General features: G+C 42.4%; 31 protein-coding genes. 19 read left to right on the top strand and 12 right to left on the bottom strand.

The window, feature by feature from the left end:
• Positions 1-5 precede the first annotated feature (5 nt).
• A complete protein-coding gene (locus KEJ24_05585; GenBank protein ID MBS7647288.1) occupies positions 6-146 on the bottom strand; it encodes a hypothetical protein in 141 nt (46 codons plus the stop codon).
• A gap of 242 nt (positions 147-388) precedes the next feature.
• Here KEJ24_05585 and KEJ24_05590 point away from each other — a divergent pair, with 242 nt between their 5' ends.
• Both KEJ24_05590 and KEJ24_05595 read left to right on the top strand, forming a co-directional pair.
• Entirely contained in the window at positions 389-970 is a 582-nt protein-coding gene (locus KEJ24_05590; protein MBS7647289.1) for a methylated-DNA--[protein]-cysteine S-methyltransferase, read from the top strand.
• A 57-nt stretch (positions 971-1,027) separates the two neighbouring features.
• Positions 1,028-1,552, top strand: a complete 525-nt coding sequence (locus KEJ24_05595; protein ID MBS7647290.1) for a nicotinamide-nucleotide adenylyltransferase — start codon at positions 1,028-1,030, stop codon at positions 1,550-1,552.
• On the opposite strand, the gene KEJ24_05600 is transcribed toward KEJ24_05595, so the two are convergent.
• The 5 genes from KEJ24_05600 to KEJ24_05620 form a co-directional block, all read right to left on the bottom strand.
• Positions 1,521-2,333 (bottom strand): S-adenosyl-l-methionine hydroxide adenosyltransferase family protein, encoded by an 813-nt coding sequence (locus KEJ24_05600; protein ID MBS7647291.1) that lies wholly within the window; start codon positions 2,331-2,333, stop codon positions 1,521-1,523. The genes KEJ24_05595 and KEJ24_05600 overlap by 32 nt on opposite strands.
• Before the next feature lie 2 nt (positions 2,334-2,335).
• The gene (locus tag KEJ24_05605) at positions 2,336-2,617 is read right to left on the bottom strand and encodes a MoaD/ThiS family protein (protein ID MBS7647292.1); all 282 of its coding nucleotides are present in this window, start codon (positions 2,615-2,617) and stop codon (positions 2,336-2,338) included.
• Positions 2,618-2,781: 164 nt separating this feature from the next.
• Complete coding sequence (locus tag KEJ24_05610; GenBank protein ID MBS7647293.1) at positions 2,782-3,231, bottom strand: hypothetical protein; 450 nt, start codon at positions 3,229-3,231, stop codon at positions 2,782-2,784.
• Positions 3,212-3,442, bottom strand: a complete 231-nt coding sequence (locus KEJ24_05615; GenBank protein ID MBS7647294.1) for a 30S ribosomal protein S17e — start codon at positions 3,440-3,442, stop codon at positions 3,212-3,214. The genes KEJ24_05610 and KEJ24_05615 overlap by 20 nt, the downstream gene beginning before the upstream one ends.
• 83 nt (positions 3,443-3,525) lie before the next feature.
• The gene (locus KEJ24_05620; GenBank protein ID MBS7647295.1) at positions 3,526-4,335 is read right to left on the bottom strand and encodes a TatD family hydrolase; all 810 of its coding nucleotides are present in this window, start codon (positions 4,333-4,335) and stop codon (positions 3,526-3,528) included.
• 160 nt (positions 4,336-4,495) lie between these two features.
• Between KEJ24_05620 and KEJ24_05625 the strand changes: the two genes are divergently transcribed.
• The 3 genes from KEJ24_05625 to KEJ24_05635 all read left to right on the top strand — a co-directional run bounded on the left by KEJ24_05625 (position 4,496) and on the right by KEJ24_05635 (position 5,679).
• Complete coding sequence (locus tag KEJ24_05625) at positions 4,496-4,717, top strand: NFYB/HAP3 family transcription factor subunit (protein ID MBS7647296.1); 222 nt, start codon at positions 4,496-4,498, stop codon at positions 4,715-4,717.
• Between the two features lie 115 nt (positions 4,718-4,832).
• Positions 4,833-5,153: a hypothetical protein gene (locus KEJ24_05630; GenBank protein ID MBS7647297.1), complete on the top strand. Its 321-nt coding sequence runs from the start codon at positions 4,833-4,835 to the stop codon at positions 5,151-5,153.
• Positions 5,154-5,226: 73 nt separating this feature from the next.
• On the top strand, positions 5,227-5,679 hold the full coding sequence (locus KEJ24_05635; GenBank protein ID MBS7647298.1) for a hypothetical protein: 453 nt from the start codon (positions 5,227-5,229) through the stop codon (positions 5,677-5,679).
• Here KEJ24_05635 and KEJ24_05640 read toward each other — a convergent pair.
• Entirely contained in the window at positions 5,674-6,060 is a 387-nt protein-coding gene (locus KEJ24_05640; GenBank protein ID MBS7647299.1) for a hypothetical protein, read from the bottom strand. The genes KEJ24_05635 and KEJ24_05640 overlap by 6 nt on opposite strands.
• Positions 6,050-7,414: a GTPase gene (locus tag KEJ24_05645; protein ID MBS7647300.1), complete on the bottom strand. Its 1,365-nt coding sequence runs from the start codon at positions 7,412-7,414 to the stop codon at positions 6,050-6,052. Before KEJ24_05645 ends, KEJ24_05640 begins: the two co-directional genes overlap by 11 nt.
• A 153-nt stretch (positions 7,415-7,567) precedes the next feature.
• Here KEJ24_05645 and KEJ24_05650 point away from each other — a divergent pair, with 153 nt between their 5' ends.
• Positions 7,568-8,491 carry a phosphoadenosine phosphosulfate reductase family protein gene (locus KEJ24_05650; protein MBS7647301.1) on the top strand — a complete coding sequence of 308 codons (924 nt, stop codon included), beginning with the start codon at positions 7,568-7,570 and terminating at the stop codon, positions 8,489-8,491.
• 28 nt (positions 8,492-8,519) lie between these two features.
• A complete protein-coding gene (locus KEJ24_05655) occupies positions 8,520-9,149 on the top strand; it encodes a hypothetical protein (GenBank protein ID MBS7647302.1) in 630 nt (209 codons plus the stop codon).
• 16 nt (positions 9,150-9,165) lie between these two features.
• On the opposite strand, the gene KEJ24_05660 is transcribed toward KEJ24_05655, so the two are convergent.
• From KEJ24_05660 to KEJ24_05675, 4 genes are all read right to left on the bottom strand, one after another.
• Positions 9,166-9,735: an O-acetyl-ADP-ribose deacetylase gene (locus KEJ24_05660; GenBank protein ID MBS7647303.1), complete on the bottom strand. Its 570-nt coding sequence runs from the start codon at positions 9,733-9,735 to the stop codon at positions 9,166-9,168.
• Positions 9,736-9,876: 141 nt separating this feature from the next.
• Complete coding sequence (locus KEJ24_05665; GenBank protein MBS7647304.1) at positions 9,877-10,500, bottom strand: LysE family transporter; 624 nt, start codon at positions 10,498-10,500, stop codon at positions 9,877-9,879.
• The gene (locus KEJ24_05670; GenBank protein MBS7647305.1) at positions 10,484-11,104 is read right to left on the bottom strand and encodes a DUF367 family protein; all 621 of its coding nucleotides are present in this window, start codon (positions 11,102-11,104) and stop codon (positions 10,484-10,486) included. Before KEJ24_05670 ends, KEJ24_05665 begins: the two co-directional genes overlap by 17 nt.
• On the bottom strand, positions 11,091-12,638 hold the full coding sequence (locus KEJ24_05675) for an NAD(P)H-hydrate dehydratase (GenBank protein ID MBS7647306.1): 1,548 nt from the start codon (positions 12,636-12,638) through the stop codon (positions 11,091-11,093). The genes KEJ24_05670 and KEJ24_05675 overlap by 14 nt, the downstream gene beginning before the upstream one ends.
• A 139-nt stretch (positions 12,639-12,777) precedes the next feature.
• Here KEJ24_05675 and KEJ24_05680 point away from each other — a divergent pair, with 139 nt between their 5' ends.
• The 12 genes from KEJ24_05680 to KEJ24_05735 all read left to right on the top strand — a co-directional run bounded on the left by KEJ24_05680 (position 12,778) and on the right by KEJ24_05735 (position 26,475).
• Complete coding sequence (locus KEJ24_05680; protein MBS7647307.1) at positions 12,778-13,020, top strand: Lrp/AsnC ligand binding domain-containing protein; 243 nt, start codon at positions 12,778-12,780, stop codon at positions 13,018-13,020.
• 100 nt (positions 13,021-13,120) lie between these two features.
• On the top strand, positions 13,121-14,461 hold the full coding sequence (locus KEJ24_05685; protein MBS7647308.1) for a DUF1743 domain-containing protein: 1,341 nt from the start codon (positions 13,121-13,123) through the stop codon (positions 14,459-14,461).
• A 129-nt stretch (positions 14,462-14,590) separates the two neighbouring features.
• Positions 14,591-14,899 carry a hypothetical protein gene (locus KEJ24_05690; GenBank protein MBS7647309.1) on the top strand — a complete coding sequence of 103 codons (309 nt, stop codon included), beginning with the start codon at positions 14,591-14,593 and terminating at the stop codon, positions 14,897-14,899.
• 81 nt (positions 14,900-14,980) lie between these two features.
• Positions 14,981-17,782, top strand: coding sequence for an alanine--tRNA ligase (gene alaS / locus KEJ24_05695; GenBank protein ID MBS7647310.1), 2,802 nt, complete (start codon positions 14,981-14,983; stop codon positions 17,780-17,782).
• A 118-nt stretch (positions 17,783-17,900) separates the two neighbouring features.
• Positions 17,901-18,689 (top strand): electron transfer flavoprotein subunit beta/FixA family protein, encoded by a 789-nt coding sequence (locus KEJ24_05700; protein MBS7647311.1) that lies wholly within the window; start codon positions 17,901-17,903, stop codon positions 18,687-18,689.
• Between the two features lies 1 nt (position 18,690).
• Positions 18,691-19,683 (top strand): electron transfer flavoprotein subunit alpha/FixB family protein, encoded by a 993-nt coding sequence (locus KEJ24_05705; protein ID MBS7647312.1) that lies wholly within the window; start codon positions 18,691-18,693, stop codon positions 19,681-19,683.
• 151 nt (positions 19,684-19,834) lie between these two features.
• The gene (locus KEJ24_05710; protein ID MBS7647313.1) at positions 19,835-21,019 is read left to right on the top strand and encodes a 3-hydroxyacyl-CoA dehydrogenase; all 1,185 of its coding nucleotides are present in this window, start codon (positions 19,835-19,837) and stop codon (positions 21,017-21,019) included.
• Positions 21,019-22,173, top strand: coding sequence for an acyl-CoA dehydrogenase family protein (locus tag KEJ24_05715; protein ID MBS7647314.1), 1,155 nt, complete (start codon positions 21,019-21,021; stop codon positions 22,171-22,173). Before KEJ24_05710 ends, KEJ24_05715 begins: the two co-directional genes overlap by 1 nt.
• 58 nt (positions 22,174-22,231) lie before the next feature.
• Complete coding sequence (locus tag KEJ24_05720; protein ID MBS7647315.1) at positions 22,232-23,020, top strand: enoyl-CoA hydratase/isomerase family protein; 789 nt, start codon at positions 22,232-22,234, stop codon at positions 23,018-23,020.
• A gap of 43 nt (positions 23,021-23,063) precedes the next feature.
• Entirely contained in the window at positions 23,064-24,236 is a 1,173-nt protein-coding gene (locus KEJ24_05725; protein MBS7647316.1) for a thiolase domain-containing protein, read from the top strand.
• A gap of 6 nt (positions 24,237-24,242) precedes the next feature.
• Entirely contained in the window at positions 24,243-24,674 is a 432-nt protein-coding gene (locus tag KEJ24_05730; GenBank protein MBS7647317.1) for a Zn-ribbon domain-containing OB-fold protein, read from the top strand.
• 79 nt (positions 24,675-24,753) lie between these two features.
• Entirely contained in the window at positions 24,754-26,475 is a 1,722-nt protein-coding gene (locus KEJ24_05735) for a long-chain fatty acid--CoA ligase (GenBank protein ID MBS7647318.1), read from the top strand.
• Positions 26,476-26,488: the final 13 nt, after the last annotated feature.

Below are 26,488 nucleotides of genomic sequence, written 5' to 3' on the forward strand. Positions count from 1 at the left end.
TTTAGCTACGATTTCTTTAACCTCAAACCATCGAAAAGTTCATACTGCATGCTGTTTTCATAATCAACGCAGTGTCTAACCTTTATATGTACTGCGCATGATGCTATCTCTTCGCCTTCATTTACTTCCTTGACGTCAGTCGCCATAACCGCTGCTTACACGGCTATTTTAGTGCCAGCTCCAAAAATCTCAAGAGTTTATCAATAACACCATCCAGTGTCAGATAACCCCCCAAGAAATAAAACACGAAGGCAGAGCAAAAGGTCCCTGCTCCTTGAACAATTTTACAACAGCCTCACAGCAATGTCTAAAATGGATTGTCTTCCTTTCATTTACCTCCACAAGAGCTAAAATATTTCAAACTCTTAACACTTTAACGAGGAACAAAATGTTAGCGCTTTATGCCAAGAAGATTGAAAACGTATGGTTTGGGGTTGCATATGAACGCGAGAAGATTTTCGCAACAGCATTTGCGTTCGAAAAGAGCCAGATTCTTAGAAGTTTGCTTAAAAACATCCCCTTTAACATTCCTTTTCAACATTCAGAAGAATCAACGGAGTTCGCTGAAAAAGTAATCTATTCCCTTGCAGGTATCTATGGTGGCCAAGGTTGCAGTGAAACGTTTCCCCTTGCCGAAGATCTTTTAACTTGCTATTCACAGAAAGTCCTTAAAGCTGCCTCTTTAATTCCCGTTGGCTACGTGTCTTCTTATGCCTCAATAGCGAAAGCTATTGGCGGAAGCCCTAGAGCTGTTGGGCGAGCTATGGCCTCAAACCCCTTTCCGCTACTTATTCCATGCCATCGAGTTGTGGCTTCAGATTTTTCTCCAGGCGGGTATGGCGGGGGTTTGCATGTAAAGTTAGAGATTCTAAAACGTGAAAAGAGAGGCTACACAACAACTAAAGAAATTAAAGTGAATGGCGGTGTTCTACGAATTTTTCCAGTGGAATTTGTTCTGAAAAATTTGTAAAAAATAGGCGCAAATAATAAAAGCTTGATATCTAAATCTGTGAAGAGGCGATTTTCAATGACTAAGCGTGGGCTTTTTGTTGGGAGATTCCAGCCCTTCCACAAAGGACACCTCCATGTAATAAAAGAAATTTTAAGCGAAGTGGACGAACTTGTAATCGTTGTTGGCAGCGCTCAATACAGTCATCGCATTAATAACCCATTCACAACAAGCGAAAGGCTTGTAATGATAAGGAAAGCCTTAGAAGAGGAAGGGATTGATCTAAGACGCGTCTGGATTGTGCCCGTGCCCGATGTGCACATCCACATGGTTTGGGTTTCAGCCGTTGAAGGTTATGCCCCCCGCTTTGATGTGGTTTACTCCAACGAACCGCTTACGCGTAGACTCTTCATGGAAGCTGGATACCCTGTTAAATCCATACGCTTTCATAAGCGCGAAATATACTCCGCCACAGAAATAAGAGAAAGAATGCTAAAGGGCGAAAACTGGGAGGAACTTGTCCCCAAAAGCGTAGCCGATTTCATAAAAGAGATAGGTGGTGATGAAAGAATCAGAGATCTTGTAAAGAGCGATAAAGTGTAACTGGGTCTCCGACTTTCACGTTAAAAAATTTGGCTGCGTTACCCATGTTTATGGATATTTCAAGAAAATCATGGCTTCCCATTATAGCCAAAGGCCTTTGGGCTTTCTCGTCTGCATAAGCCTTACAAAGCCTTAATGTTAACTTCCTATCCCCTATCTTTACATGTACAGAATCCTTGATACCCAAAGCTTCAAGATGTTCGCTTGTGAAATTTGTTATGACATTCCCAAAACTGTCAACATGAATAACCTGACCAGATAATGTGTCGTCCTTTTTAACGATTCTTGCGAACCTTGGCGTAACAATTTTATGAATTTCCGGCCCAAAATCTGATGGTTTTGCCCCTTTTGAAAGGAACGCCGCTGCCGGAGCAAATATATCTCTCCCATGGAAAGTTTTGGATATTTTGGGAAGCATAAACTTTGGGTTTGCTATTTCATAAATATGTTTTATTCCTTGGTTTTTTGCTGCTAGAGTCAATATGCCGTTGTCTGGACCTATGAAAAAGTCTTTCGCAGTCTCTATCAAGATGGGTTTTCGTTTCGCTCCAACACCGGGGTCGACAACCGCCACATGTATTGTGCCCTCTGGGAAATATTGAGATGCAGCGGCAAGCACGAATGCACCATTTCTAATGTTGAACTTCTCTATCTGATGTGTTATGTCAACTATTCTTACATTGGGATTTATTCCCAAAATAACCGCTTTCATTTCAGCAACATAGGGATCAATCAATCCAAAATCCGTAGTCAGCGTTATAAGTTGCAACGGTGTCTTCATACTTATCCGCCATGAGAAACTGGAACAAAGACTATTTCATCTCCATCTTTAATGATGGTTTCTAAACCATTTAGAACGCTTATCTCCTTCTCATTCACGATTATAAGAGTGTTTGGCTTCGGATTCTTCAACTCTGGATCAAGCAAGACATTTGTTTTAGGAAAGTCTTTGATAATCATGTCTATAATCTCCTTTAGCGCTTTTTCTCCATCAACTTTTAATGTAATTCTACCTCTTCCAGTCAAGTTGCGTAAACTTCCGACGAACTTTACAGTTACACTCATACTCAAATTTCTCCATTTTTATTAGAACTCTATAAGGGTTGGATTGATATGTCGTTTACGTTTTGCCTTCGAATTTATCGGATCCCATGTTCGAAAAGGCTAAAAAGGTTATGAAAGCTTTAGAAGGATGGGCTAGGGTATAGAAACTTTAAAGGCATTCTTTCTTAATTTTCTGCTTTCTCTCCAGTAAGAGTTTCAACAATTTCCGAAGCTGTTTGGATTAAATTATCTGCTTGTTTTATGGCTTTCTCCCCGTCCATTTCCTCCAATTGCGCTAGTTGCAGCATAATTTCTTCAATTTCTACCAGACACTTTAAAACCGGGTCATTTCCTATTTGGGCTTTTTCCATGACATCGCGTACAACGTTTTCAATGAAGGCTGGTTCGCCTAGGCTGTAATATATGGCATTTCTAGCTTTTCTTATGGCTTCAAGAATTAAGCTTGGAGCCATGTATGGTAATTTTCTAGCAGCCTCAAGCTCCGCTTTAGCTTCTCGCAAATATCTTAAAGCCCACCCCCGCCTATAATGATCCATCATTGTGCAATCACCTTTCAGCCTCCAGAACTTTCTAGATGTGAAAGCATTTAATAAGCTACTCGCTTGCGTCCTCATTTCCATTTTCACTTTGAGAGGGAACCTCGATACCGCCATAAGCGTGTGTTATATAGCCTGCAATCTGATTTCGCACTCTTGTTGTAGCCCCTGGAACAAGCATGGCAACCAAACGTTTGTTTTCCTCAAAATTTCTGGAAAACCTATCCGGAAATCGTCTGATTAGTTCTTTGGCTGTACGTTTAATCTGCTCTGTTCGAACTTTTCCCAACCAATCGACTCCTCCAGCGGCATTCGAGACTAACCACGCTGTTAAACACGTATGGTGGAATGAACATTTCATAAACACAAATCCTAATTTAACTTTACGTTCTTTGAATTAAACTTCAACCCGAAAAATTCCTCGAAATTTTTCAAGATTTGCTCCGCAACTTCATCAACATTTCTTTTCTTAACCTCAGCTATAGCGTTAACAACCGTCGGCACGAAAGCTGGACTTGTTAACTTACCCTCGAAGGGATTTCTGAAGTACCGCACAGGCCCATCAGTTTCTGTCAAGAGATTTTCTAGAGGAACGCGTCTCACAACCTCTCTTATACCATTAGAATAGGCAACCGGCGGCCCTTCGCTTATGTAATATCCGTTGTCTATAGCTTTCGTTAACGCGCTTATCGGATTGCTGAACCAATGGAGAAGAACCTTTTTTAAACGGTAAGACGGAAGCATTTCAACTACTTGTGCGGTTGTCCCACGGGAATGAATTATAACCGGCAGATTCATCTTCTCAGCTAACCTAAGCATTTCATCAAAGACTCTCAGCTGCTTATCCCATATTTTCTCATACTTGTAGTCTAAGCCAACCTCTCCAATAGCCACCACCGCCTTATTCCGTTGTTGTCCCAATATAAACTCAGAAGTTTCATGCAACTCTTCCTCTAGCATAGTGTTTACATTCCACGGGTGAATTCCCAACGCAGCATAGACTAATCCCTTAAATTGTTCGGCTAATTCTACACTTTTTACGCTGGTTTCAAGATCCATCGAGTTGGAAACAAGCGCAATAACATTGAAATTTTTTGCTTCAGAAACAATCTCTTCAACTTTCCCCTCATACTCCTCATCTGAAAGATGTATGTGAGCATCAATATATCTCAGAGCTTTCATGCTGTTCACTTTTGGCACATAAAGTATCATCCGGAAGCTTTTATAATTTCCTAAATTTCAATTAAAGAAAATCCGGTTTTAGAGTTGATTTTTGGAAGATGAAGCGCAATAAACATTAAATATTGCTTCAAATACAAAAAGACGCTACGGAGGAGTCTCTATGGCAGATTTAGAGTTGGCAATTGCTCCTATGCATAGACTCTGTAAAAAGGCCGGAGCTGAAAGAGTAAGTGAAGCAGCTGCAAAGGAACTCGCCAAGGCTCTAGAAGAAATTGGAATTAAAATAGCCAAGGAAGCTCTTGATTTTGCGATGCACACTGGAAGAAAAACAATAAAAGCTGAGGACATTGAAATCGCTGCAAGAAAAGTTATGGGTAGATAAAATAAAGCACCCACCCTTTTTCCTTTCCCCTAAAGCATGCCTCATGTTTGCAATAGATATATAAGGAAGGGAGCTGAGAATATTCCGGTAAACACCGAAAAGGTGGAAATGCACTGTGGGTGGGAAAAAGAAGCTAAGCTTGAAACAGATGGAACGCATGCAAATGCGAAAAAGCGAAGAAGAGAAAAAGAAGGAAAAAGAAAAGGCAGCTCCAAAAGAGAAAAAGGCAGCTGGAATACTGATTCCCGACATTAAAGGCGGAAAAATGCTGGATGAATTGAAAAAAATGCGGGTTTTAACACCTTACGCAGTGGCTTCAAAATTTAACATAAGGATAAGCGCTGCAAAAGATCTGCTAGAGCAGCTTGAAGACGACGGACTAATTCAGCTAGTTTCAGGTAACCATGACATCAAAATATATAAGACTTTGGATTAACAAACTTTAAAGTAGGTTGGCTTTCTATTTTGTTTGAGGCGACTTTAATCTGTCGTTTCCGGAAAAGATTTCCATGAAAGAAGATGTTAAAGAAGTCGGGGAACGTGTCAAGCGAAACTATCGACATTATATAAGAGTTCAGGGAAGCCCTGAGTTTAAACAGAAAGTGAAAGAAGCCATTAAACTTGTGAAAACGGCTGGTTATTACGATTTTCTTAGGACTTATATTAAGGAGATAATTGAAATAGATGGCTTCACACAACTCCGTGAAACAGAGGCAGTTATTTGGGCGAATAAGTATGCTGTGGCAAACCCTGTTGATGCTGCCAGTTTGTTTATACAAAAGGCTAATCACATGAAGGATTATCTTGAGGGTAAACTATATTACGGTGGTGAGGCTGAAAGACGATCTATAGAAAAGCGCATAGAATTTCTTGAAGTTTTGAAAAATAGAAGTAGAAAACGTGAAGTTATAGAAGAATGTGAAAAACTTCTGAAAAGCTGGAGCGAGAGCGTGTACCTATAATTTCTCTACTTTGATTACTGTGCCACTTTTCACTTTGCTGAAGAGTTCAAGATTTCTTGTTATCTTTCCAATAATGTTGACTGGGCTATAAGGCTGTGATTCGCCATAAAATATGCAGAGAGCGCTTCCCATGGGCCAGAAAGCTATGGTGCCCTTCTCTACGGTGCTTTTGGCTTTTTCCTCCCCCATTTTAACTGGAATTTCAAAATAAACTTCTTCTTTCCAGAGGGCTGCTCTTCCTTCGAAGGGAAGTTTTCGAACAACCATATCTACTGTTCTTGGAGCTAGATGCCGAATTAATTCACCTTCAGCCTCACCTAAACCTTCGATTATTAATTTAACTTTTATCCTTGATATTTCTGGTGTTTCTTCAATTCCCACTTTTACCCCTCCTCTTAAGGAAATCGTCTAGAACATGGTCGAGTGATATGGGTCCCAAAACTTTCAACTCATATTTAACTCTAACGGTGGGCTTGTTTATTGTCATAACTCTTCTTAGGTCAACGGGGGTTCCAATTACAACAACGTCACACGGTGTACGAGCAATCGTTTCATATAGTTCGGCCATTTGCTTTTCACCGTAGCCCAAGGCCGGAAGCACCAAGCCGAGATGGGAGTATTTCTCATATGCCTCCTTTATTGAGCCAACAGCATAAGGTCTGGGGTCTACGAGTTCAGCATCGAGCTGTTTAGCCAGTAATGTTGCAGCACCATAAGGCATGTCTCCATGAGTTAATGTTGGCCCGTCTTCTATGACTAAGACGCGTTTTCCTTTGATAAGGCTTGGATTATCAGCGGTTATTGGTGATGCTGCTTCTAGGATTAAGGCGTTTGGGTTCACTTTCTTAATGTTCTCCCTGATGTGGTTAATGTTCTCTAAGGGTGCTGTATCAACCTTATTTATTATCACCACGTTTGCCATTCGTAGGTTCGTCTCTCCGGGATGATATGCTGTTTCGTGTCCAACTCTATGAGGATCGGTGACAACTATATGCAAGTTGGGTTTATAGAAGGGTATATCATTGTTCCCTCCATCCCAAACAATTATGTCAGCTTCTTTTTCCGCCTCTTTCAAAATTTTTTCATAGTCTACCCCAGCGTAAACGATCACTCCATTATCTAGATGAGGTTCATATTCTTCTCTTTCTTCTATTGTACAGTTATATTTGTCAAGGTCTTCATGTGTGGCGAAGCGTTGGCAGATTTGCCTTCGTATGTCACCGTATGGCATTGGATGCCTTATTACAACAACATTTAAACCTTTATTCTTCAAGATTTTTGCAATTTGCCGTGATGTTTGACTTTTGCCGCAACCTGTTCTAACGGCTCCAACGGATACGACTGGAACACTGGCTTTTAACATCGTTGTCTTTGGCCCCATTAACCTAAAGTCCGCACCTTTAGCTAACACTAGAGATGCTTTATGCATCACATATTCATGGGAGACATCACTATAAGCGAAAACAACTTGGTCTACATCATATTCTTCTATCAGTTTTTCTAAATCATCTTCGGGATAGATGGGTATACCCTTTGGATAGTTTTTGCCTGCAAGCTCCGGTGGGTAAATTCTTCCCTCTATTCCTGGAATCTGCGTAGCTGTAAAAGCCACAACCTCATACACCTCGTTGTTTCTGAAGTAAACATTAAAGTTGTGGAAGTCTCTGCCAGCAGCACCCATTATGATGACACGTTTCCTGCTGTGAGTAGAGGATAATAAGTTGTCAGAGGACATAATCAAACTTCCAAATTAAGACTTTGAATCTAGAAAGTTAAAATAACGCCCAGATTCTATAAAACTATTTTGGGTTCTCTTATTGTGGCGTATTTTGAAGTATGAAATGAAATGTTTTTATTAACGATACAGCATTGAGCGATTGAAAAGGTTATGCCTGTAACTTGCGTAAAATGTCGTTCAGCCAGCGCTGAAGTGCATATTCCCTATGCCCGACTAAGCTTGTGCCCTAAATGTTTCGCCGACTTTTATGTTGCAAGAATCAGAAAAACTGTTGAAGAATTTAACATGTTCCATAAAAGTGCCTTTGTTGGCATTGCGGTTTCTGGAGGGAAAGACAGCGCCGCCCTTCTTCATGCTCTGCGAAAAGCTTACCCAGAAGTTAGGCTTGCGGCTCTGCACATAAACCTTGGAATACCTGAATACTCGGAACATTGCCAGGCCAAAGTTGAAAAACTAACTGACATGTTGGGAGTTAAACTTCACGTTTTTGATCTCCATAAAGAATTAGGTGTAAAAATAGTTGATTTTAAGGAAACTTCATTCAAAAGAAAACTTTGCTCTGTTTGCGGAACTATAAAAAGGCGAATTTTTGAGGAAATGGCAATGAAGGCTAAAGTTCACGTTTTGGCAACGGGACACAATTTGGAAGACGTTACGGGCGTATTGCTTAACAATTTTCTGTATGGACGCTGGGAACAGTTTGTTAGGCTTAAGCCAGTTTTGCCACCGCTTGCGGAAGGAATGGCTTCAAAGGTTAAACCGCTTTTTCGCAGCCCGGAAAACGAAAACCTTCTTTATTGCCTATACGAGACTGTCCCTTTCAGAGAAATCGACTGTCCCTTCTCCACTAGAACTGGTGTGCGAAAAAGAATGGAAATTCTTGAAACCTTAGCTAAATATAATCCATACTTTAAACAACAACTTTTAAACCGATTTTTAGAAATCATGCCATTGCTAGAAAACGTTAAGGCTAAACCGCCGCTTGTTAAATGCAAACTTTGCGGTTTTCCCTCATCAAGTGAAATATGCGCTTTTTGTAAACGTATAAAACTTGTAAAAATGGACAAAGTTTAAAATTTAAAGACGTGGAGTTTTACATTTGATGCGCGATATTGCGGAACCCTTATACCGTTATCTTGTCAAAAACCTTAGGGGAATAGTTTATTTTTCAAGGGAGGTTTGTCCAAAAACCGAATTCGACTGGCTCAAACGGAAGTTTAGATACAGAGAACTTGGAATTTCTGAAAACTTGCAACTCAATTTGAAGTGGAAGAAGCTTTTAAGACTGCCAAAAATCGATGACAACCCTGCTTTGGACTCGCTTTTGCAAGCATCCAATTTTATTTGCCCACTAATCGTTCTGAAGGAGCAAAGCCTAAAGGACTTCGGAAACGCCATAGTCGCTGTTTTAAAAACACTGGAGTCTCTAAATGATAAAGACTTGAAGTTTAACTTACGACTCGTAAACTATTCTATAACCGATTTTTACCTTAAATCCATAGAGTTTGCAAAAAGGTCCGATATGGAAAGCAGAAAGAGGTTAGCTGAGAGAGACTTGAAACGGTTCTGGAGGGTTAAGGCTGATACGAATGGGAAAACCCTAATCGCCTACATCGACCCACTTTTGATAAAAAGCGATATTAATAACCCTACATACATGAGTTTGGTTCCATGCCTAGTTATTGACTTTAATGGTCCTTTGAACAGAGCAGACTTCAGTGGATCTAGGTGAATCTCTACATCAAATACTAGCCGATCAAAATCTCTTTTGCGGCCTCCTTGTAGATTTCAAAGTCACGTTTGCTGAATAAAACAAGCACAACCTTATCGATCTTATTTTCTTTTTCTAGGAACTCTTTAACCGTTGTCAATGCTACCTTACACGCTTTTTCAATTGGGTATCCATAAGCTCCCGTGCTGATCGAGGGGAACGCTATGGTTTTAAGCCCTTTTGAAACTGCTAGCTTTAAAGAGTTACGGTAGGCTTCAGCCAAAAGCTCCGGCTCACTTTGGCTTCCACCACGCCAAATTGGTCCAACTGTGTGAATGACATATTTAGCCTTCAAATTGCCTCCTGTGGTAATGACGGCTTTCCCCGTCGGAAGGCCTTCGGGATACTCCGTTGCCCTTATCCGTTTACATTCTTCAAGAATTTTTGGTCCACCTTTGCGGTGGATTGCTCCGTCTACTCCACCTCCCCCCATAAGAGATGGATTTGCTGCGTTGACAATAGCATCCGTGTCCATCTCAGTTATGTCGCCCTGCACAATACAGATTTTCGCCTTTCCAATATGGAATTCGCAGACGTTCTCATTCATTGTCTTAGACACCGTTATAATGCTTGCGAATTTTGCCTTTTAAAGATTTAAGTTTCAGTTACGCTCTAGAAGCGACGCTCAAATAGAAACTTGCAAGGATGTTTAATTTACAAGCGTGACACAAATCTAACAGTTAGCGTTTTACCATAACAAGGCTGAAGCGATAAACCATAAACCAAAAATCGCTAAAACTACAAAGCAAAAAGCGAACACAATATTGAACACCTTTTGAGTCCAAAAACACCGCGACTTAAAAACAGTTACAGATACGAAAGTGTCCCAAGCTAGGTCGCAGAACCAATGAACAATTGCAAATAAGCCAACCCCGATATAACCAAACAAGGAAGCCTTACTGATTAGAGCCGAACCTGCAAGGACCCACCAGAGAAAGAAGTATGGGTTCGCAGCCGTTGTAACAAAACCCGCGGCAAACGAGGTATACCTTGAGCGTTGAGGCTTTATGCTTGCTTTTCCACGGTTCCTGAAAATTTCAAAGCCCATGTAAATCATAATTAGTCCTCCTAAAAAGCTTATGGCTTTATTAATTAAAGTAGAACGGAAAAATTCCGAGAGGCCAAAATATAAGAGGATTATCAAGGGAAACTCTACTGCACCGTGGCCGAGAGCTATTAGAACTCCTGCTTTTTTGCTTTCATATCCCTTCGCGACGGTCACTGCAAAAACCGGTCCAGGTGCCATAACCCCGGAGAGAGAGATTAAAGCAACAGAAGCCAAAAAGAGGGGCAAATCAGCTGCAGAGTCCATTTCCATTCCCGTGTAAGAGTTGTTCGTGTTTCTGTGCTTCTGAGGCGCGCCTAGATTGTTTAAACTCACTTTTGTTAGTCTTGAGGGCTTCAATAAATTTTTTCTGCATTTCCACTATTTCACCGCTGTCCTTTGCCTTGGCATACTCTTCAAGTTTTTCCTTGTTTAACTCTATGAAAGTGTGTCCCCATTTGAAAATGCTTAGCAGTTTGTGGGCTTCTTCTCTAAATCCGGATATGTAAAGAGCTGAAGCTAAAGCTTCAGCCGTGCTTAATTTTGTAGGGTATCCAAAGTTAACGGGGTTTCCTGCAACCAAGTATGGCAAACATCTAGACGCCCCTTTAACGTTTTTCATTAATGGTTTTTCAGCGTATTCCCAACTAAAGTCTAAAGCCGCTAACCCATACTTTTCGATGCGTTCCCGGTCAGCCGGTGAAAAAGCTATTTTCGAAAAAGGATTCAAGATCACAACTCCTCTTGGTAAAAGCTTAATTTGATGGACCAGGCGGATGAGCCCATGGCGCTTAAGCTTTAATGCTGTGCATTTTTTAGGGTCGCATTGCCCAGCGTGATAGACAACAACTCTAAGTTTACTTTGCTGCACTTGTCCTTTGCACCTGCAAGTGGCTCATGGGGTCATCTAAAACTTTGGGAATCCATTCAAGAAGATCCGAAGCCATCATGTGGTATCCTTTCTCCCTAAAAACAAAGTCTCCAGCAGCACCATTAACAAAAGCTCCAGCAACAGCTGCCTCAAAGGGGTCAGCGCCTTGCGCTAAGAAGGCTCCAACAATTCCTGAAAGCACGTCTCCAGTTCCGCCAACAGTCATCCCAGGGTTCCCGGTAAAATTAAATTTAATCTTTCTTTCATGAGCAATCACATCCACCGGGCCCTTAAGAAGTATTACGGCGCCAAGCTCGACTGCAGTTTTCTGAACTTCTAGAGCTTTTTCTTTTAAGTTTTCCGGCAGCTTCTTTCCTGTTAGTATAGCGTACTCTCCAGCGTGGGGCGTTAGAACTAATGACGTGATGAGTTTCCTTTTAAATTCTGCAAAGGCCTTCAGGCCGTCAGCGTCTAGCAATAACGGTTTACCAAGACTTTCGACAACTTCAATTAAGGCTTTAGCAGCTTCTCTGGTTTCCGGGTGAAGCCCTAGTCCAGGGCCGATGACAGTTGCGTCCACCTTCTCTATATACGGTTTTAGTGTCGAAATGTTCCCGGTGTTCAAGTGTTCTCCATCAAGTTTTATGGTTATCAGGTCCGGTGACATTGCTGCGATGGTATAAGCTGTTTTTTGTGGCGCAGCAACGTAAACCAAATCAACACCTGTTCTTAGCGCAGCAAGCGCCACTAATGCTGGAGCCCCTGAGAATGTTTCACTTCCGCCAATAACCAATAATCTTCCATGATCTCCCTTGCGAGACCCAGAGGTGCGTGTTTTTACAACGAGTTTGACGTCCCCCGGTCCCGCATAGTTTTCAAGTTCTGCAGGAAGCCCGATGTCTCTAACCACCAGTTCGCCAGTGTATTCCTTCGCTTTTTCCAATCCGGTTTTTGTTTTGTAAAAAGTTACTGTGAGGTTCGCTTTCACAGCTGTTCCCAAAACTTCACCGGTATCAGAGTCAATGCCCGTCGGCACGTCAACGGCCACTTTAAAAGCGTTTAACGAGTTAATTTTTTCAACAAGTTGCTTTATAGGCGGCTTTAGTTTGCCTTTTGTTCCGGTTCCGAGGAGAGCGTCTATGATTATATCTGCGTCTATGTCCGGTAGAAGCGTGCTGTCGTAAGCTTCATGGATTGTTATGCTTTCTTTTAGAAATTGCAAGCTTCTCCAGTTTTCTTGGGCTGCTTTGTGGGAGATCTCACTCGCTTTTCCGGCAAGAATCACGGTTATCTTAAAACCCATAGCTGCAAGATGTCTAGCTGCAACGAACCCGTCTCCTCCGTTGCCGCCTAAACCGCAGAAAACTGCAACCTTTTTGTTTGGTGGAAATCTTGAGGCTACTTCCAATGCTAAGTTTCGCCCGGCATTCTCCATGAGTTGAAGCCGAGAAATCCCGAAATATTCTGCGTTAAACTCCAAAGCTCGCATTTCACGGCTCATAATAGAATTTTCGAAGATATTTTTCGTTGACATGCCCGAACCTTAAGACTAATATCATAGATTACACATAAGAACGTTTTCAATCTTTAAGCTGAAGTTTAATGCTCCTCCAGTTTTCAACAACAAAATATTTTAATGCATTAAGCTGAGACAGTATTATGAGGAGGTTTAAATGCCGAAAGCATTTGTATTAATCAACACAGAAATAGGTTCAGAAGCCGATGTCTTAAAGGACCTAAAGAAGATTGAAGGTGTTGAGGAAGCCTTTGCTGTTTATGGAGTATATGACATAATTTGCAGAGTTAGCGCCGAAACTATGGATAAACTTAAAGAAATTGTGACATGGCGCATAAGAAGACTTGACAAGGTTAGATCAACCCTTACAATGATAATAATTGAAGAATCACCAAAATAGCCCATCATCCCCCTATTTTATCCAACAAACTTAAGCGATTTCCTTAACGAGACAAATACTCTTTCAGTTTGAAGCGTTTATCCTTCTCAAGGATGCATAAATGGCTCTAAAATACTTGCATATAGGCTTTGATGACACTGATTCACCCCGGAAAGGATGTACAACCTACATCGCAGCCCTTTTAGTGGAAAAATTGGAAAAACTCGGAGTCAGTTTCACCGATTATCCGAATCTCATTAGATTAAATCCTAATGTCCCATGGAAAACTAGGGGAAACGGAGCACTCTGCTTGAGGATAAAATGCAACGAAAACATTGTAGACAGAATCAAAGAGACAGTCATAGACACTATAGAAGAAAACTCAGACTTATCTTATAGAGGCACAGAACCCGGCGTAGTCTTCTATACAGAAGCCGAAATCCCAGAGCAAATTCAAACATTCGCTAAAAAAGCCATCACCGGAATTGTAAGCATTAAAGATGCCTTTAAACTTTTAAAAAGGTTTAAAGCGGAGGCGTTTGGGTTCAAAAGCTGGCGTGGTATAATAGGTGGCTTGGCAGCGGTCGGCGAAACCTTGCAGGGTGACTATACATTTGAAATAATTGCCTATCGCACACCGGAAAACTGTGGCACTGAAAGAAAAATAGATAAGGCGTCAGTTATAGAGATGGACCGAGCTACTGCTCCTTACACATTTAATAACATCGACCCGGAAACTGGCAGAATTTTGATAGCACCCCACGGACCTGACCCGATTCTTTTCGGCATAAGGGGTGAAAACCCTGAAATTGTCAAGAAAGCTTTCCAAATGGTTAAGCCCCTTGAGCCTATAGAACGCTGGGTTATTTTCCGGACAAATCATGGCACGGATGCCCACTTGAAGCGCGTTAAACAGTTAAGCGAAATTAAGCCCTATAATCCAGTAATCGCCAAAGGAATGGTAGCATCAAATCCGCGAATAGTTCCTAGAAGGCATGTTATCTTCACGATTGAAGATCAAAGTGCCAGTGTTGACTGTGCAGCCTATGCGCCAACTGGCGCTTTGAGAAAAATAGCAAGCAAGCTTATTGTTGGTGATCACATTGAAGTTTATGGTGGTGTTCGTCCACCTTCCAAAAATCGGCCGATGACCATTAACCTTGAAAAATTGCGTGTATTGAAGCTTGCCCCTCAAGTGGCTTACCATAATCCAGTTTGTCCGCAATGTGGCAAACATCTAAAGTCTATGGGTAAAAGTAAAGGTTTTAGATGTGAAAGGTGCGGTTTGCGTTTTCCCACTCTCACCAAGGTTGCTGTTCAAGTCAAGCGGAACTTGGGTGAAGGGTTGTACATCACTTCACCTAGATCCCAGAGACATCTTACAAAACCCCTAACACGCTACGGTATGGAAAAGCAGGGGGGTTCAAAGGTTAAACTTATTGAAGAATGGCATTTCCCATGAGTAACTGTATTCTATGAAGACTTTGATAAGCTACTTTCACCCCTAGAATTGTCATATCTATTTATTTGGAGAGGTAATAATAAAGTTTAAAGGGGGTAGCAAACTTGTCTGATGCTTGGAGAATCGCAGATGAGTGACGCTTTATCGTTAATTGTTAATGAGTTGGGCTTGGGTGGCGTAGGTGGCTTTATAGTGGGGTTTGCTGTCAAAAAGTTGAGTAAATTTGTACTCTTTTTGATGAGCTTGTTGATAGGCTCTCTAGTTTATCTTAGTCTAAGGGGTGTTTTGAGCGTGAATTATGAGGCACTTTTTAAGCTTGTAGGCGACTTTTTAGGAGCTGCTGGCAGTGCACTTTCTTGGCTTATTCATACCGTGGCTTTGTTGCCTTTAGCCGCAAGCTTTGTCATCGGTTTTCTTATAGGGTTTAAACTTGGATAGTAAAATGGTTTAAATGTCGGAAACTACTCTATCCATTGAAAAAGTCATCAACTGCTCATAAGCCAGTCTAGGAGCCTTGAGATGTTGGAAAGATTTCCAGCCGAAGAGTATGCGCTTCCCTTTTTCAAAGAGCAAGGATACATCAGAAAATTTTGCCCCACGTGCAAGACATACTTCTGGACTCTAAATCCAGAACGAGAGACATGCGGCGAGGCTAGGGTTGAAGGATGCTCCACTTATACCTTCATAGGTGATCCACCGACAAGAAAAAGCTACACGTTACGTGAAATGCGTGAAGCATTTTTGTCGTTTTTTGAAAGACATGGCCACACCCGCATAAAGCCATATCCTGTTGTGGCAAGGTGGAGAGACGACATTTACTTGACGCATGCCAGCATAATAGATTTCCAACCATATGTAACGGAGGGAATTGCACCTCCACCAGCAAATCCTCTGGTTATAGCTCAGCCATGCATTCGCTTAGTTGATATAACTAACACCGGGCCAACCTTTGGTAAGTATTTAACAATTTTCGAGATGGGCGGGCATCACGCATTCAATTACCCAGACAAAGAAGTTTACTGGAAAGATCAGACAGTGCGGTATCATCACGCCTTCGCTACTGAAGAGCTCGGCATAAAACCCGAAGAAATAACTTATAAGGAGGAAATATGGTCTGGCGGCGGAAACGCTGGACCATGCCTTGAATGCATAGCCCGAGGCTTAGAAGTTGCAACACTAGTGTTTATGCAATACAAAGTTGTCAATGATCAATTCATCAAATTACCAATAAGAACCGTTGACACTGGCTATGGCATAGAGCGCTATGCTTGGCTTTCGCAAGGCGCCCCAAGCGCCTTCCACACTATATACGGAGAACTTCTGAATAAGATCCTTGAAATGGCTGGAATAACCCAAATTGACATGAATTTGCTGGCAAGAGTTGCAAGAGTCTCCCCCCTTGTCGGTTTGGGAAAAACGATCAGCCTAATGGAGGCTAGAAAGAAAATAGCTAACATTTTGGGCATAGATGCCGCTATGCTGGATAATTTCTTGTCCCCTATAGAAAATGCATTTGCCATAGCAGACCACACAAAATGTTTAAGCTTTATACTTTCTGAGGGTGTTGTTCCCTCGAATATTCAAGAGGGATATTTAGCTAGACTTTTATTTAGGAGAATTTATAGGTTATTAAGACTCTTGGGGATTTCGGACAAGCTTTATGATATTTTTGATATGCAAATCAATTATTGGTCTGTGGATTATCCACATCTCATGGAAATGCGAGATGAGATAATTGAGATGCTTCACGTAGAGGAGGAAAAATTCAAAGAGACTATATCAAGGGGAAGCAGCCTTGTAAAACGCATAACCGAAGACTTAAAGTCAAGAAATCTCAACAAAATCCCCATTGAAACGCTGACTGAGCTCTATGATTCGCATGGTCTTCCACCGGAAATTGTCAAGGAGATGGCGGAAGCTGAAGGTGTAACTGCTGAGGTTCCAGCGAACTTCTACAGTTTGATTGCTGAAAGGCACATGCAAACCTCAAAACCGACTGAGGAGATTGAACACGAGAAATGGATTGAGAATGAAGTGGCTGGTCTTCCCCCAACAGAGGAGCTTTACTACAAGGATCAGTATATGAAAAGCTTTGAGGCAAAAGTTCTCAAAGTGTTTAAGAATCAATATATAGTTCTGGATAGGACATGTTTTTATCCGGAAGGCGGAGGGCAGCCTGCTGATACTGGTTTTTTAACGTTTGACGGCGGAAGGGCTGAGGTTGTCTACGTGCAAAAAATAGGCAAAGTTATTGTTCACCAGATTAAAGGTGGAAAGCCTCCTGCTGAAGGAAGTCTTGTGAAAGGTTTCATAGATTGGGATAGACGATATGTATTAATGAAAAACCACACAGCAACGCATGTGGTCAATGCTGCCGCGCGGCGCGTTCTTGGACAGCATGTTTGGCAGTTTGGCACACAGAAGGGCGTCGAAAGCTCAAGGCTTGATATTTCCCATTACCGGCGCCTTACACGAGAAGAATTGCAGAAAATAGAGCTTTTAGCCAATGAGGCGGTCTTTCGCAACATTCCAGTTGAAATTTCATGGATGCCTCGAACAGAAGCTGAAAACCTTTATGGCTTTAGGCTGTACCAAGGTGGTGCTGTTCCTGGAAAAGAAATTCGTGTGGTTAAAATTGGAGACTGGGAAGTGGAGGCTTGCGCTGGAACACATGTGCTTAGCACCGGGGAGATAGGTCTTATCAAAATAATACATTCAGAAAGGATACAAGACGGTGTGGAACGTCTAGAATATTCTGTTGGAATACATGCCTTAAAGGCTATACAGCAAAATGAGGCGCTGCTTTGGCGAGTTTCAGAGATTCTGAATGCTCCGCTAGAAAAACTAGATAAGACTGCGGAGAAGATGGTTAAAGACTTAAAGGAAGCCAATGCTGAAAGAAGAAGACTATTAAAGGAGATAGCGAGGCTGGAGAGTCTCAGCGTAGACACAAAGGCGGAAGCAATAAACATCCGTGAAATCGATGACGTTAAACTTGTCATGCGTGACTTTGGAGAGGACGCTGATGTCAACCGCATGATACAAACGGCAAACGAAATAGTGAAAAGGGACGAAACCACAGTCACAGTCTTTTACGGCGTTGATGGAAAAACTGCAAGAATACTTGTCATGGCCGGGCAAAAGGCTGTGGAAAGGGGTATAAACGCTGGCGAAATAGCTAGAGAAGCCTCAAAAATAATAGGTGGAGGGGGAGGAGGAAGACAAAATTTCGCTCAGGGTGGAGGGCCATTGACCGAAAAATTAAGGGAAGCCATTAAAAGGGCCGCGGAAGTCTTGGAGAATCAACTTAAACATAAATAATCAACACGCTACAAAGCTTCTTCATAGTTGAACCATGTTTTAAGAAGAATATTTTTAGCAAAAATTATATGAAAACGAAGTGTGAACAAGATCACCGAATATAAAGGAGAGAATAGATTTGGACATCATCGTCTGTGTTAAACATGTTCCAGAAACTGCTGAAGCAGAACTGAAAATAGACGCAACTGGTAAGGGCATAGAAAAAACTGGACTGGTCTTCGACATAAACGAGTGGGACGACTACGCTTTAGAAGAGGCGGTGCGCATCAAGGAAAAATTCGGCGGGACTGTAACAGCGATAACAGTTGGCCCAGAAGATTCTGACAATACTCTGCGAAAGTGTTTAGCGCGTGGCGCAGACAAAGCCATACGTGTAACAGATTCAAAGTTTGCCGGCTCAGACGCGTATGCCACAGCAAAAATTCTTTACAGCGTCATTAGAAACATGCATTTCGACTTAATCCTAACTGGAGCACAGGCCGGTGACGATGGAAGCGCTGTCGTCGGCCCAGTTTTAGCGGAGTTTCTTGGGGTGCCGCATGCCACCATGGTAAAAAAGATAGTGTTGGATGGAGACAAAGCAATTGTTAACCGTGAGCTTGAGGGTGGTTTCGAAGAAAGGTTGGAGGTTAAACTGCCAGCGCTTTTCACAGTTCAGACCGGGATTAATGAACCACGCTATGTTTCCATCATGGGAATACGTAAAGCCATGCAAAAGGAAATAAAGGTCATGAGACTGGCTGATATAGGCTTAAGCGAAAACGATGTAGGCGAGACTGGTTCATGGCTGGTAATAGAAAAACTCTATCTTCCACCAGTTGAGAAGCAAACAGAGTTTCTGAAAGGAAGCCCGGACGAGATAGCTGCTAAAGTTATAGAAATTCTGAAGTCAAGGGGGCTGATCTAAAATGGCTGAGATATTTGTGTTAGCTGAACACAGGCAAGGAGCGCTTAGAGATATAACCTTCGAAATGCTGACTAAAGCCAGGGAAATCGCTGAAAAGACAAACGCTAATTTGACAGCTGTTTTGCTGGGCAAGAATGTTAAGGAACACGCGAAAACGTTGGCGGAGTATGCCAAAAATGTTTTGCTGATTGAGGATAGTAGGCTTGAAAACTTTAACTCTGACGTGTACCATAAAGTTCTTTCACATTTAATCAGGCAACGTAAACCAGTTTTAACAATTATTGGCCACACTTCCTATGGTGTGGAGCTTGCTCCAAGGCTGGCAGCAGCCTTAAACATTCCATTAGCAACGGATTGTATAGACTTTGATTTCGAGGGTGAAAGGTTTACAGTAACTCGACAAATATACGGCGGAAAAGTGAATGCAAAAGTTGTACTACGGAAGTCTGAAAGTTACATGGTTACGCTGCGGCAAGCTGCCTTTCAAGCTAAAAAACCACCTATGCCGTTAAACGGGCAAATAGAAGAGATCCAACCACCTCTAATCGAGGAAGTAACCGCTAAACGCTTCTTGGAATATGTGCCACCGCCCCCGGGAGGAGTTGATATAACAGCTGCAAGTGTATTGGTGGGTATTGGAAGGGGCGTAAAAGACCAAAGCAACATACCAATTGTGGAGGAGTTGGCGAAATCCCTTGGCGGCGTTTTAGCATGTTCTCGTCCAGTAGTAGATAAAGGATGGCTTCCAAACGACAGGCAAGTGGGTACTTCCGGGAAAATTGTGAAGCCGAAACTTTACATAGCCTTGGGAATTAGCGGAGCCTTCCAACATGTTTTAGGAATGAAAAACTCCGACCTAATAATAGCTGTAAATAAAGATCCAAAAGCGCCAATATTCAGCTTCTCAGACTACGGCATTGTCGAAGACCTTTTCAAGATAGTACCAGCCCTTAAAAACAAGATTAACGAACTTAAAGCCCAAAAAGTAACATAGTTCAGTCGATGAAACATGTGGGGATATATCAGCGAAATCCAAAAATCACGAATGTTTTCTTTTCCCTCTTTTTAATTATGGCTTTAGAGTTTTGTAAAAGTTTATACCTCTTAGCCCAAGTAGCATATTCTAAACCTTTAGGTGGCCCCGTTTGGCTAGGGAAGTTAAAGAAGTAGCCGTCATTGGGTCTGGTACAATGGGGCATGGAATAGCGCAAATTCTAGCAATGAATGGTTTTCAAGTGGCGATGGTGGATGTTAGCCAAGTTTTTCTCGAAAAAGCCTTGGAGAAAATTAAATGGAGTCTGAGTAAATTCGTAGAAAAAAGGCGTATAAGACAGGAAGACGCGGACGCTGCTCTTGCAAGAATACATGTAACGACAAGTTATGAAGAAGCCGCGATGAATGTAGATGTTGCCATAGAAGTTGTTCCCGAAAACATTGAGCTTAAAAAGAAGGTTTTCAGTGAACTTGACAGGGTGGCGCCGCCTTATGCGGTTTTAGCCTCTAACACTTCGACGTTGAGTATAACAGAACTGGGTAAGGCGACAAATCGTCCCGACAAGGTTGCGGGAATGCACTTTTTCAATCCCCCTCAATTAATGCTGCTGGTAGAGGTTATCAAGGGTGAAAAAACAAGCGATGAAACAATAAATACTCTTGTTAAATTGGCTGAAAAACTCAGAAAAACTCCAATTATCGTAAAGAAAGACGTACGAGGCTTCATAGTCAACAGAGTTTTGGTTGCTGTTTTCATCGAGGCCTTTTGGGCTTATTATCGCGAGGAGGCAACGAAGGAGGGCATAGATGCGTCACTAAAATACCGTGGGGGTTTCCCAATGGGGTTGTTTGAACTAGCTGATTTCGTTGGGTTAGACTTGGCCTATGAAATCTGGAAAATACTCTATGAAGCCTATGGTGAGCGCTTTAAACTTTGCACCGAACTAATTGAGCCGCTTGTAAAAGCGGGAAAACTTGGACAAAAGGTTGGCGTGGGCTTTTACGATTGGACCAAAGGAAGGCCGAGGATACCCTTCAGCCTAATGGAGGAGTACGACGTTGAGAGATCTTGGGCTGTAGCTGTAAACGAGGCAGCTTGGCTTGTACATGAGGATGCTGCAAGCCCAGCAGATATAGACACGGGAATGAAGCTCGGTGCAGGTTGGCCTTCAGGTCCATGTGAATATGCGGACAGAACCGGTTTAGACGTTATTGTTAAAAATTTGAATGAACTTCATGCCAAATATAAGATGGAACTCTATAAGCCATGTCCGTTGCTTGAGGATTATGTTAGTAAAGGTTGGTTAGGAAGGAAAGCTGGAAGGGGGTTTTACTAGTGGATTTTGAATTAACTGAAGATCAAATTGGAATAAGGAATGCTGTAAGAGAGTTTTGTGAAAAAGAGTTCAAACCGGAACTTGCCCTAGAACTTGATTGCAAAGAAGAGTTTCCAATGGAACTTTATAAGAAGGCTGCAAAACTCGGCTTTACAAGCATGTTTTTCCCGCGGGAGTACGGCGGGCAAGGTTATGGATTCCTGGAAACCTGTCTTGTGATAGAGGAAATGTGTAGGGCTGATTCCTCTCTTGGCGTAGCAGTTTCAGCTGGAAATTTTGGCAGTGAATTAATTTTGGAGTATGGCAGTGAAGAGCAAAAGGAGAAGTATTTGCCGCCAATTTGCAGAGGCGACTATATCTCAGCTGCGGCCTTCACCGAACCAAACGTTAGCGGAAGCGATATATCTCGCATAGAAACAACCGCCATAAAATATGGAAGCGAATGGTGGATAAACGGAACAAAAATCTTCATAACAAACGCTCCAATAGCTGACTTTATTGTGGTTTTAGCTCAGACGGACACAAAAGTTAGACCAGCTTACAGAGGTGAGACACTGTTTGTTGTTGACAAGGATACTCCAGGATTAATGATAACGAAAATTCAAAACAAGATGGGCATTAGGTGTTCCTTAATTGGCGAAGTCAGGTTTGACAACGTTAAGGTTACTGACTGGCATATTGTCGGCGAGCTTAACAGAGGCTTCTATTATTCAATGGAGTTTTTTGATAAAACAAGAGTGGGAGTGGCTGCTCAAGCCGTCGGCATGGCGCAGGGTGCGTGGGAAATAGCCTTCAAATACGCAAAACAGAGGGAAGCCTTCGGACAGCCCATAATACAACATGAGGCTATAGGTTGTACCTTGGCCGAGTTGGCCGCCAAAATAGAAGCTGCAAGACTTTTGACCTATAAAGCTGCTTGGCTTATTGATGTTGGAAAAATGGATCCAATGGTTACTGCAATGGCAAAGCAGTATGCAAGCCGCGTTGCCATGGAAACTACAGACTTCGCAATTCAAACCCTTGGAGGATATGGTTATCTGGGAAAATACCGTGTCGAAAGGTATCATAGAGACGCAAAAGTAACTGAAATCTATGAGGGCACAAGCGAAATCCAGAAGCTTACAACGCTCAAGTACCTTCTCAGAAAGTTCTGAAAAAGTTCCAAAGAGCAAATATAAAGCCGTGCTGAGAACATAGCTTTGGTGAAAGGTCATGAGTAAGGAATATGAAACAATAAAGATGGAGAGGGAAGAAAACGTTTTGTGGCTGATCCTAAATAGGCCGCATAGGCTTAACGCTTTCAATGACGTTTTAATGGAGGAGCTTGCAGACGCCCTGGACACTGCTGAAAAAGATCAGTCAATAAGGTGTGTTGTAATAACTGGTGAAGGAGACAGAGCTTTCAGCGCCGGTGCGGACATTACAATGTTTCCGAAGGTCACCCCCGTAAAGGCTGAAGAGTTCTCCAGAATGGGACAGAAGGTTTTCAGCAAGATAGAGGAAATGTCAAAACCCGTTATAGCAGCCATAAATGGTTTCGCCTTAGGAGGTGGCTTAGAGCTTGCTTTGGCTTGTGATTTTAGAATAGCCGCTGAACACGCAGAACTTGGGAGTCCGGAAATAACTTTGGGCCTTATCCCGGGCTGGGGTGGGACTCAAAGACTTGTGAGAATTGTCGGCTTAGCAAAAGCTAAGGAAATGGTTATGCTTGGAACACGGCTTAAGGCTGAGGAGGCGCTCAAAATAGGCTTAGTTCATAAGGTTGTACACTATGAAGACCTTAGGAGTGAGGCTCGTCAACTAGCTAAAAAACTGTGCGAGGGCCCGCCAATAGCCTTAAAGTATGCTAAATACGCCTTGAACTTTGGCACGCAAGTACCCTTAGAAGCTGGATTGCATATAGAGTCTGCACTTATGGCTTTAACTTTCTCCACCGAGGATATAAAAGAGGGCATAGAAGCCTTTATGTCAAGGCGGAAAGCCGAATTTAAGGGGAAATAGCTCAAATCCTTTATTTTTGAAAGACCTTGCGCGGCGTGATGTAATGAGGCGAGTAGCAGTCATAGGTGTCGGGTGCTCAAAGTTTGGTGTTAGAAATGACGTGAATGTGGCGGAGTTGGCTTTCGAAGCATTCAAGCCCTCAATTGAAGATGCTGGAATATCCCCAGCAGATATAGAGTTTGTGGCTGTAGGTTCGGTGGGAGCGGGAGCATGGTATGAGGAACTTCTTCCTGCTGTTGTTTTTGCTGAATATTGTGGTTTAACTGGCGCTGGACTTGTGCGTTGTGAAGCTGCATGTGCAAGTGGAAGCGCCGCATTCGCAACTGCTTACTGGGCTGTGGCAAGCGGACAGGCTGATGTTGCAACTGCTTTGGGTGTTGAAAAAATGAGAGAGATAGACACACCCACTGTTATGGAGTGGATTGGCAGGGCTGGGCATTACCTTTGGGAATTCCACAATTTTGGCATGACCTTTCCAGCCTATTATGCGTTGTACGCAACTGCCCACATGGCCAAATTTGGAACAACCGAGGAGGATTTAGCGTTAGTTGCCGTTAAAAACCATAAGTATGCTTCCATGAACCCAATAGCCCACCTGCAGAATAGAATATCTGTTGACGATGTTTTGTCGTCGTCGATTGTCGCTGCTCCATTAAAACTTTACGATTGCTGTCCAGTATCCGACGGAGCGGCATCGATAATTCTTGCCTCGGAAGAAAAAGTTAAAGAATTGAAAATCGACACGCCTATCTGGGTTGCTGGAGTAGGCTACGCTTCCGGAACTGCAAACATTAGCAAAAGGCTTGATTATTTAGGGCTGGAGGCAAGCGTTCTAGCCTCGCAAAAAGCCTATAAAATGGCTAAGGTTACGCCTGAACAGCTTGATGTCGCTGTGGTGCATGATTGCTTCACAATAGCTGAAATAATGGCCTACGAAGACATTGGACTTTGCAAAAAAGGCGAAGGTGCTAAACTAATCCGAGAAGGACAAACCGAGATAGGTGGAAAAATTCCTGTAAATGTGGATGGAGGCTTAAAAGCGAAGGGCCATCCAATAGGTGCAACGGGTTGCTCAATGATCTACGAGTTAACAAAACAATTAAGAGAAGAAGTAGCTGAGAAAGGGAGACAAGCATCAATGAAGAATTACATAGCCCTAGCCCACAATGTAGGTGGAACCGGCCACTATTGTTATGTTATTATTTTGAGGAGATGATTTCGTATGGCGACAATGCCGCATATAAAATCCAGAGAAATAAAAGTTGTGCAGGATATACCAATAAGCAAAACTTTGCCCTTTTGGGAAGGTATAAAGCAAGGAAAAATTTTGGCTACAAAATGTAAGAAATGTGGGAAACTATATTTTCCACCGGTTGCTGATTGTTCAAAATGTTTTTCCTCAAATATGGAATGGATTGAACTTAGCCGTGAAGCAACCATCGAAACTTTTACGCATGTTGTCGTCAGACCAAGAAGTTTCCAGCAGGAAAAACCCTACACTGTTGCCATTGGCAAGTTGCAGGAGGGCCTACGGGTGCTTGCTTGGCTGACGGGCTTCAAGCTTTCGGAAATAAAAGTAGGCATGAAAGCTAAACTCGTAGCAAAAATTACCCATGAAGGAGAACCTACCTATGAGTTCACTCGACCAGAATAAAGAGGGTAATGCTGCAAAATTTCACTTGCGGAAAGCATTATTACTTCCAAGCCATGCATGTCTACCGTAGGGGCCTGTTATGTCGGCTAAAAGGAAAAAGAAAGTTGAAAAAAAGCCAGAAGAAAAACCATGGTACAAGTTCTATCCTCCAGGCGTTAGAAGACATATAGTCTATCCGGAAATACCCCTCCATGAACTTTTGAGGAATGCAGCCCAAAAATATGCTGATAAAACGGCGATTATCTACTTTGACCGTAAAATAAGCTACAAAGAGCTTAACATGCTTACTGATAAGTTTGCCGCATCCCTAGCAAATTTGGGGATAAAAAAGGGAGACAAAGTTGCCATACTGCTTCCAAATATTCCTCAGTTTGTAATTTCATATTACGGCACATTGAAGGCCGGCGCTGTTGTCACAACCATCAACCCACTATACAAAGAACGGGAAGTTGAACATCAACTGAACGATTCAGAAGCTGAAACAATAGTTGTTCTTGATCTAGTATATCCAATCGTTGAAAAAATATGGGAAAAAACCAAACTTGGAAATGTTATTGTAACGTCCATAAAAGATTACATGCCGCCATTTAAGGCTGCTCTCGGATCTTTGTTGGGAAAAGTTCCAACTCGTAAGGTGAGGCAGAAGACAAACCTATACTTTTTTACAGAATTGATTGCAAAATATGAGGCTACGCCACCTAAAGTTGAAATAAATCCAAAAGATGATTTGGCTGCTCTGCAGTACACTGGTGGAACCACAGGAATTTCCAAAGGAGCGATGCTTACGCATATGAATCTCGTTTCGAACGCTCTTATGTGTAAAGAATGGTTGCAAGCCAGCGAAGGCGAGGAGGTCGTGTTGGCTGCTCTACCGCTCTTTCACATTTATGGCATGACAACAAGCATGAACGCGCCAATATCATTCGCCGGAGCAATGGTTTTACTACCTCGCTTTGATCCGGCAAACGCCCTGCAAGCTATCCAAAAATACAGAGTAACCGTTTTCTGCGGTGTGCCGACGATGTACGCTATGCTTTTAACTCATCCGAAACTCAAAAAGTATAACCTTAATTCGATAAAGTTCTGCGTGTCAGGTGCGGCGCCGCTTCCACCTGAAATTCAGAAAAAGTTTATAGAGGTTACGGGCGGCGTTTTAGTTGAAGGTTATGGTCTCACTGAAGCGTCACCAATTACCCATGTTAATCCTTTTGATAAAAGCATGCGAACAGTGAAAATCGGCTCGATAGGCATACCCTGGCCTGACACGGATGCTAAGATAGTTGATATGGAAACTGGTGAAAGAGAGCTACCGCCGGGAGAGGTTGGTGAACTAGTAGTTAAAGGCCCACAAGTTATGAAAGGTTATTGGAAAATGCCGGAAGAAACGTCTGCGGTCTTAAGAAATGGATGGCTTTACACGGGCGATATTGGAAAAATGGATGAGGAGGGCTACTTCTACATAACAGATCGCAAAAAAGATCTAATCAAGTTTAAAGGTTACAGTGTTTATCCAAGGGAGCTTGAGGACGTTTTATATGAGCATCCAGCGGTAAAGCTTTGTTGCGTAGTCGGCAAACCTGACCCGGTTGCAGGAGAGGTTCCGAAGGCCTTCGTGGTCCTGAAAGAGGGTGTAACCGCTACTGAAGAGGAACTGATGAGGTTTGTAAACGAGAGGGTTGCACCTTACAAAGCAATTAGAGAATTGGAACTTAGAACGGAGTTGCCGTTAAGCGCCGTGGGCAAGGTTCTCAGAAGGGTTTTACGGGAAGAGGAAATTAGAAAGGCGGCCGCTAAGACTTAAATGCCCCTCATTA

The organism is Candidatus Bathyarchaeota archaeon, assembly GCA_018396705.1.
Lineage (GTDB): Archaea > Thermoproteota > Bathyarchaeia > Bathyarchaeales > Bathycorpusculaceae > DRVP01.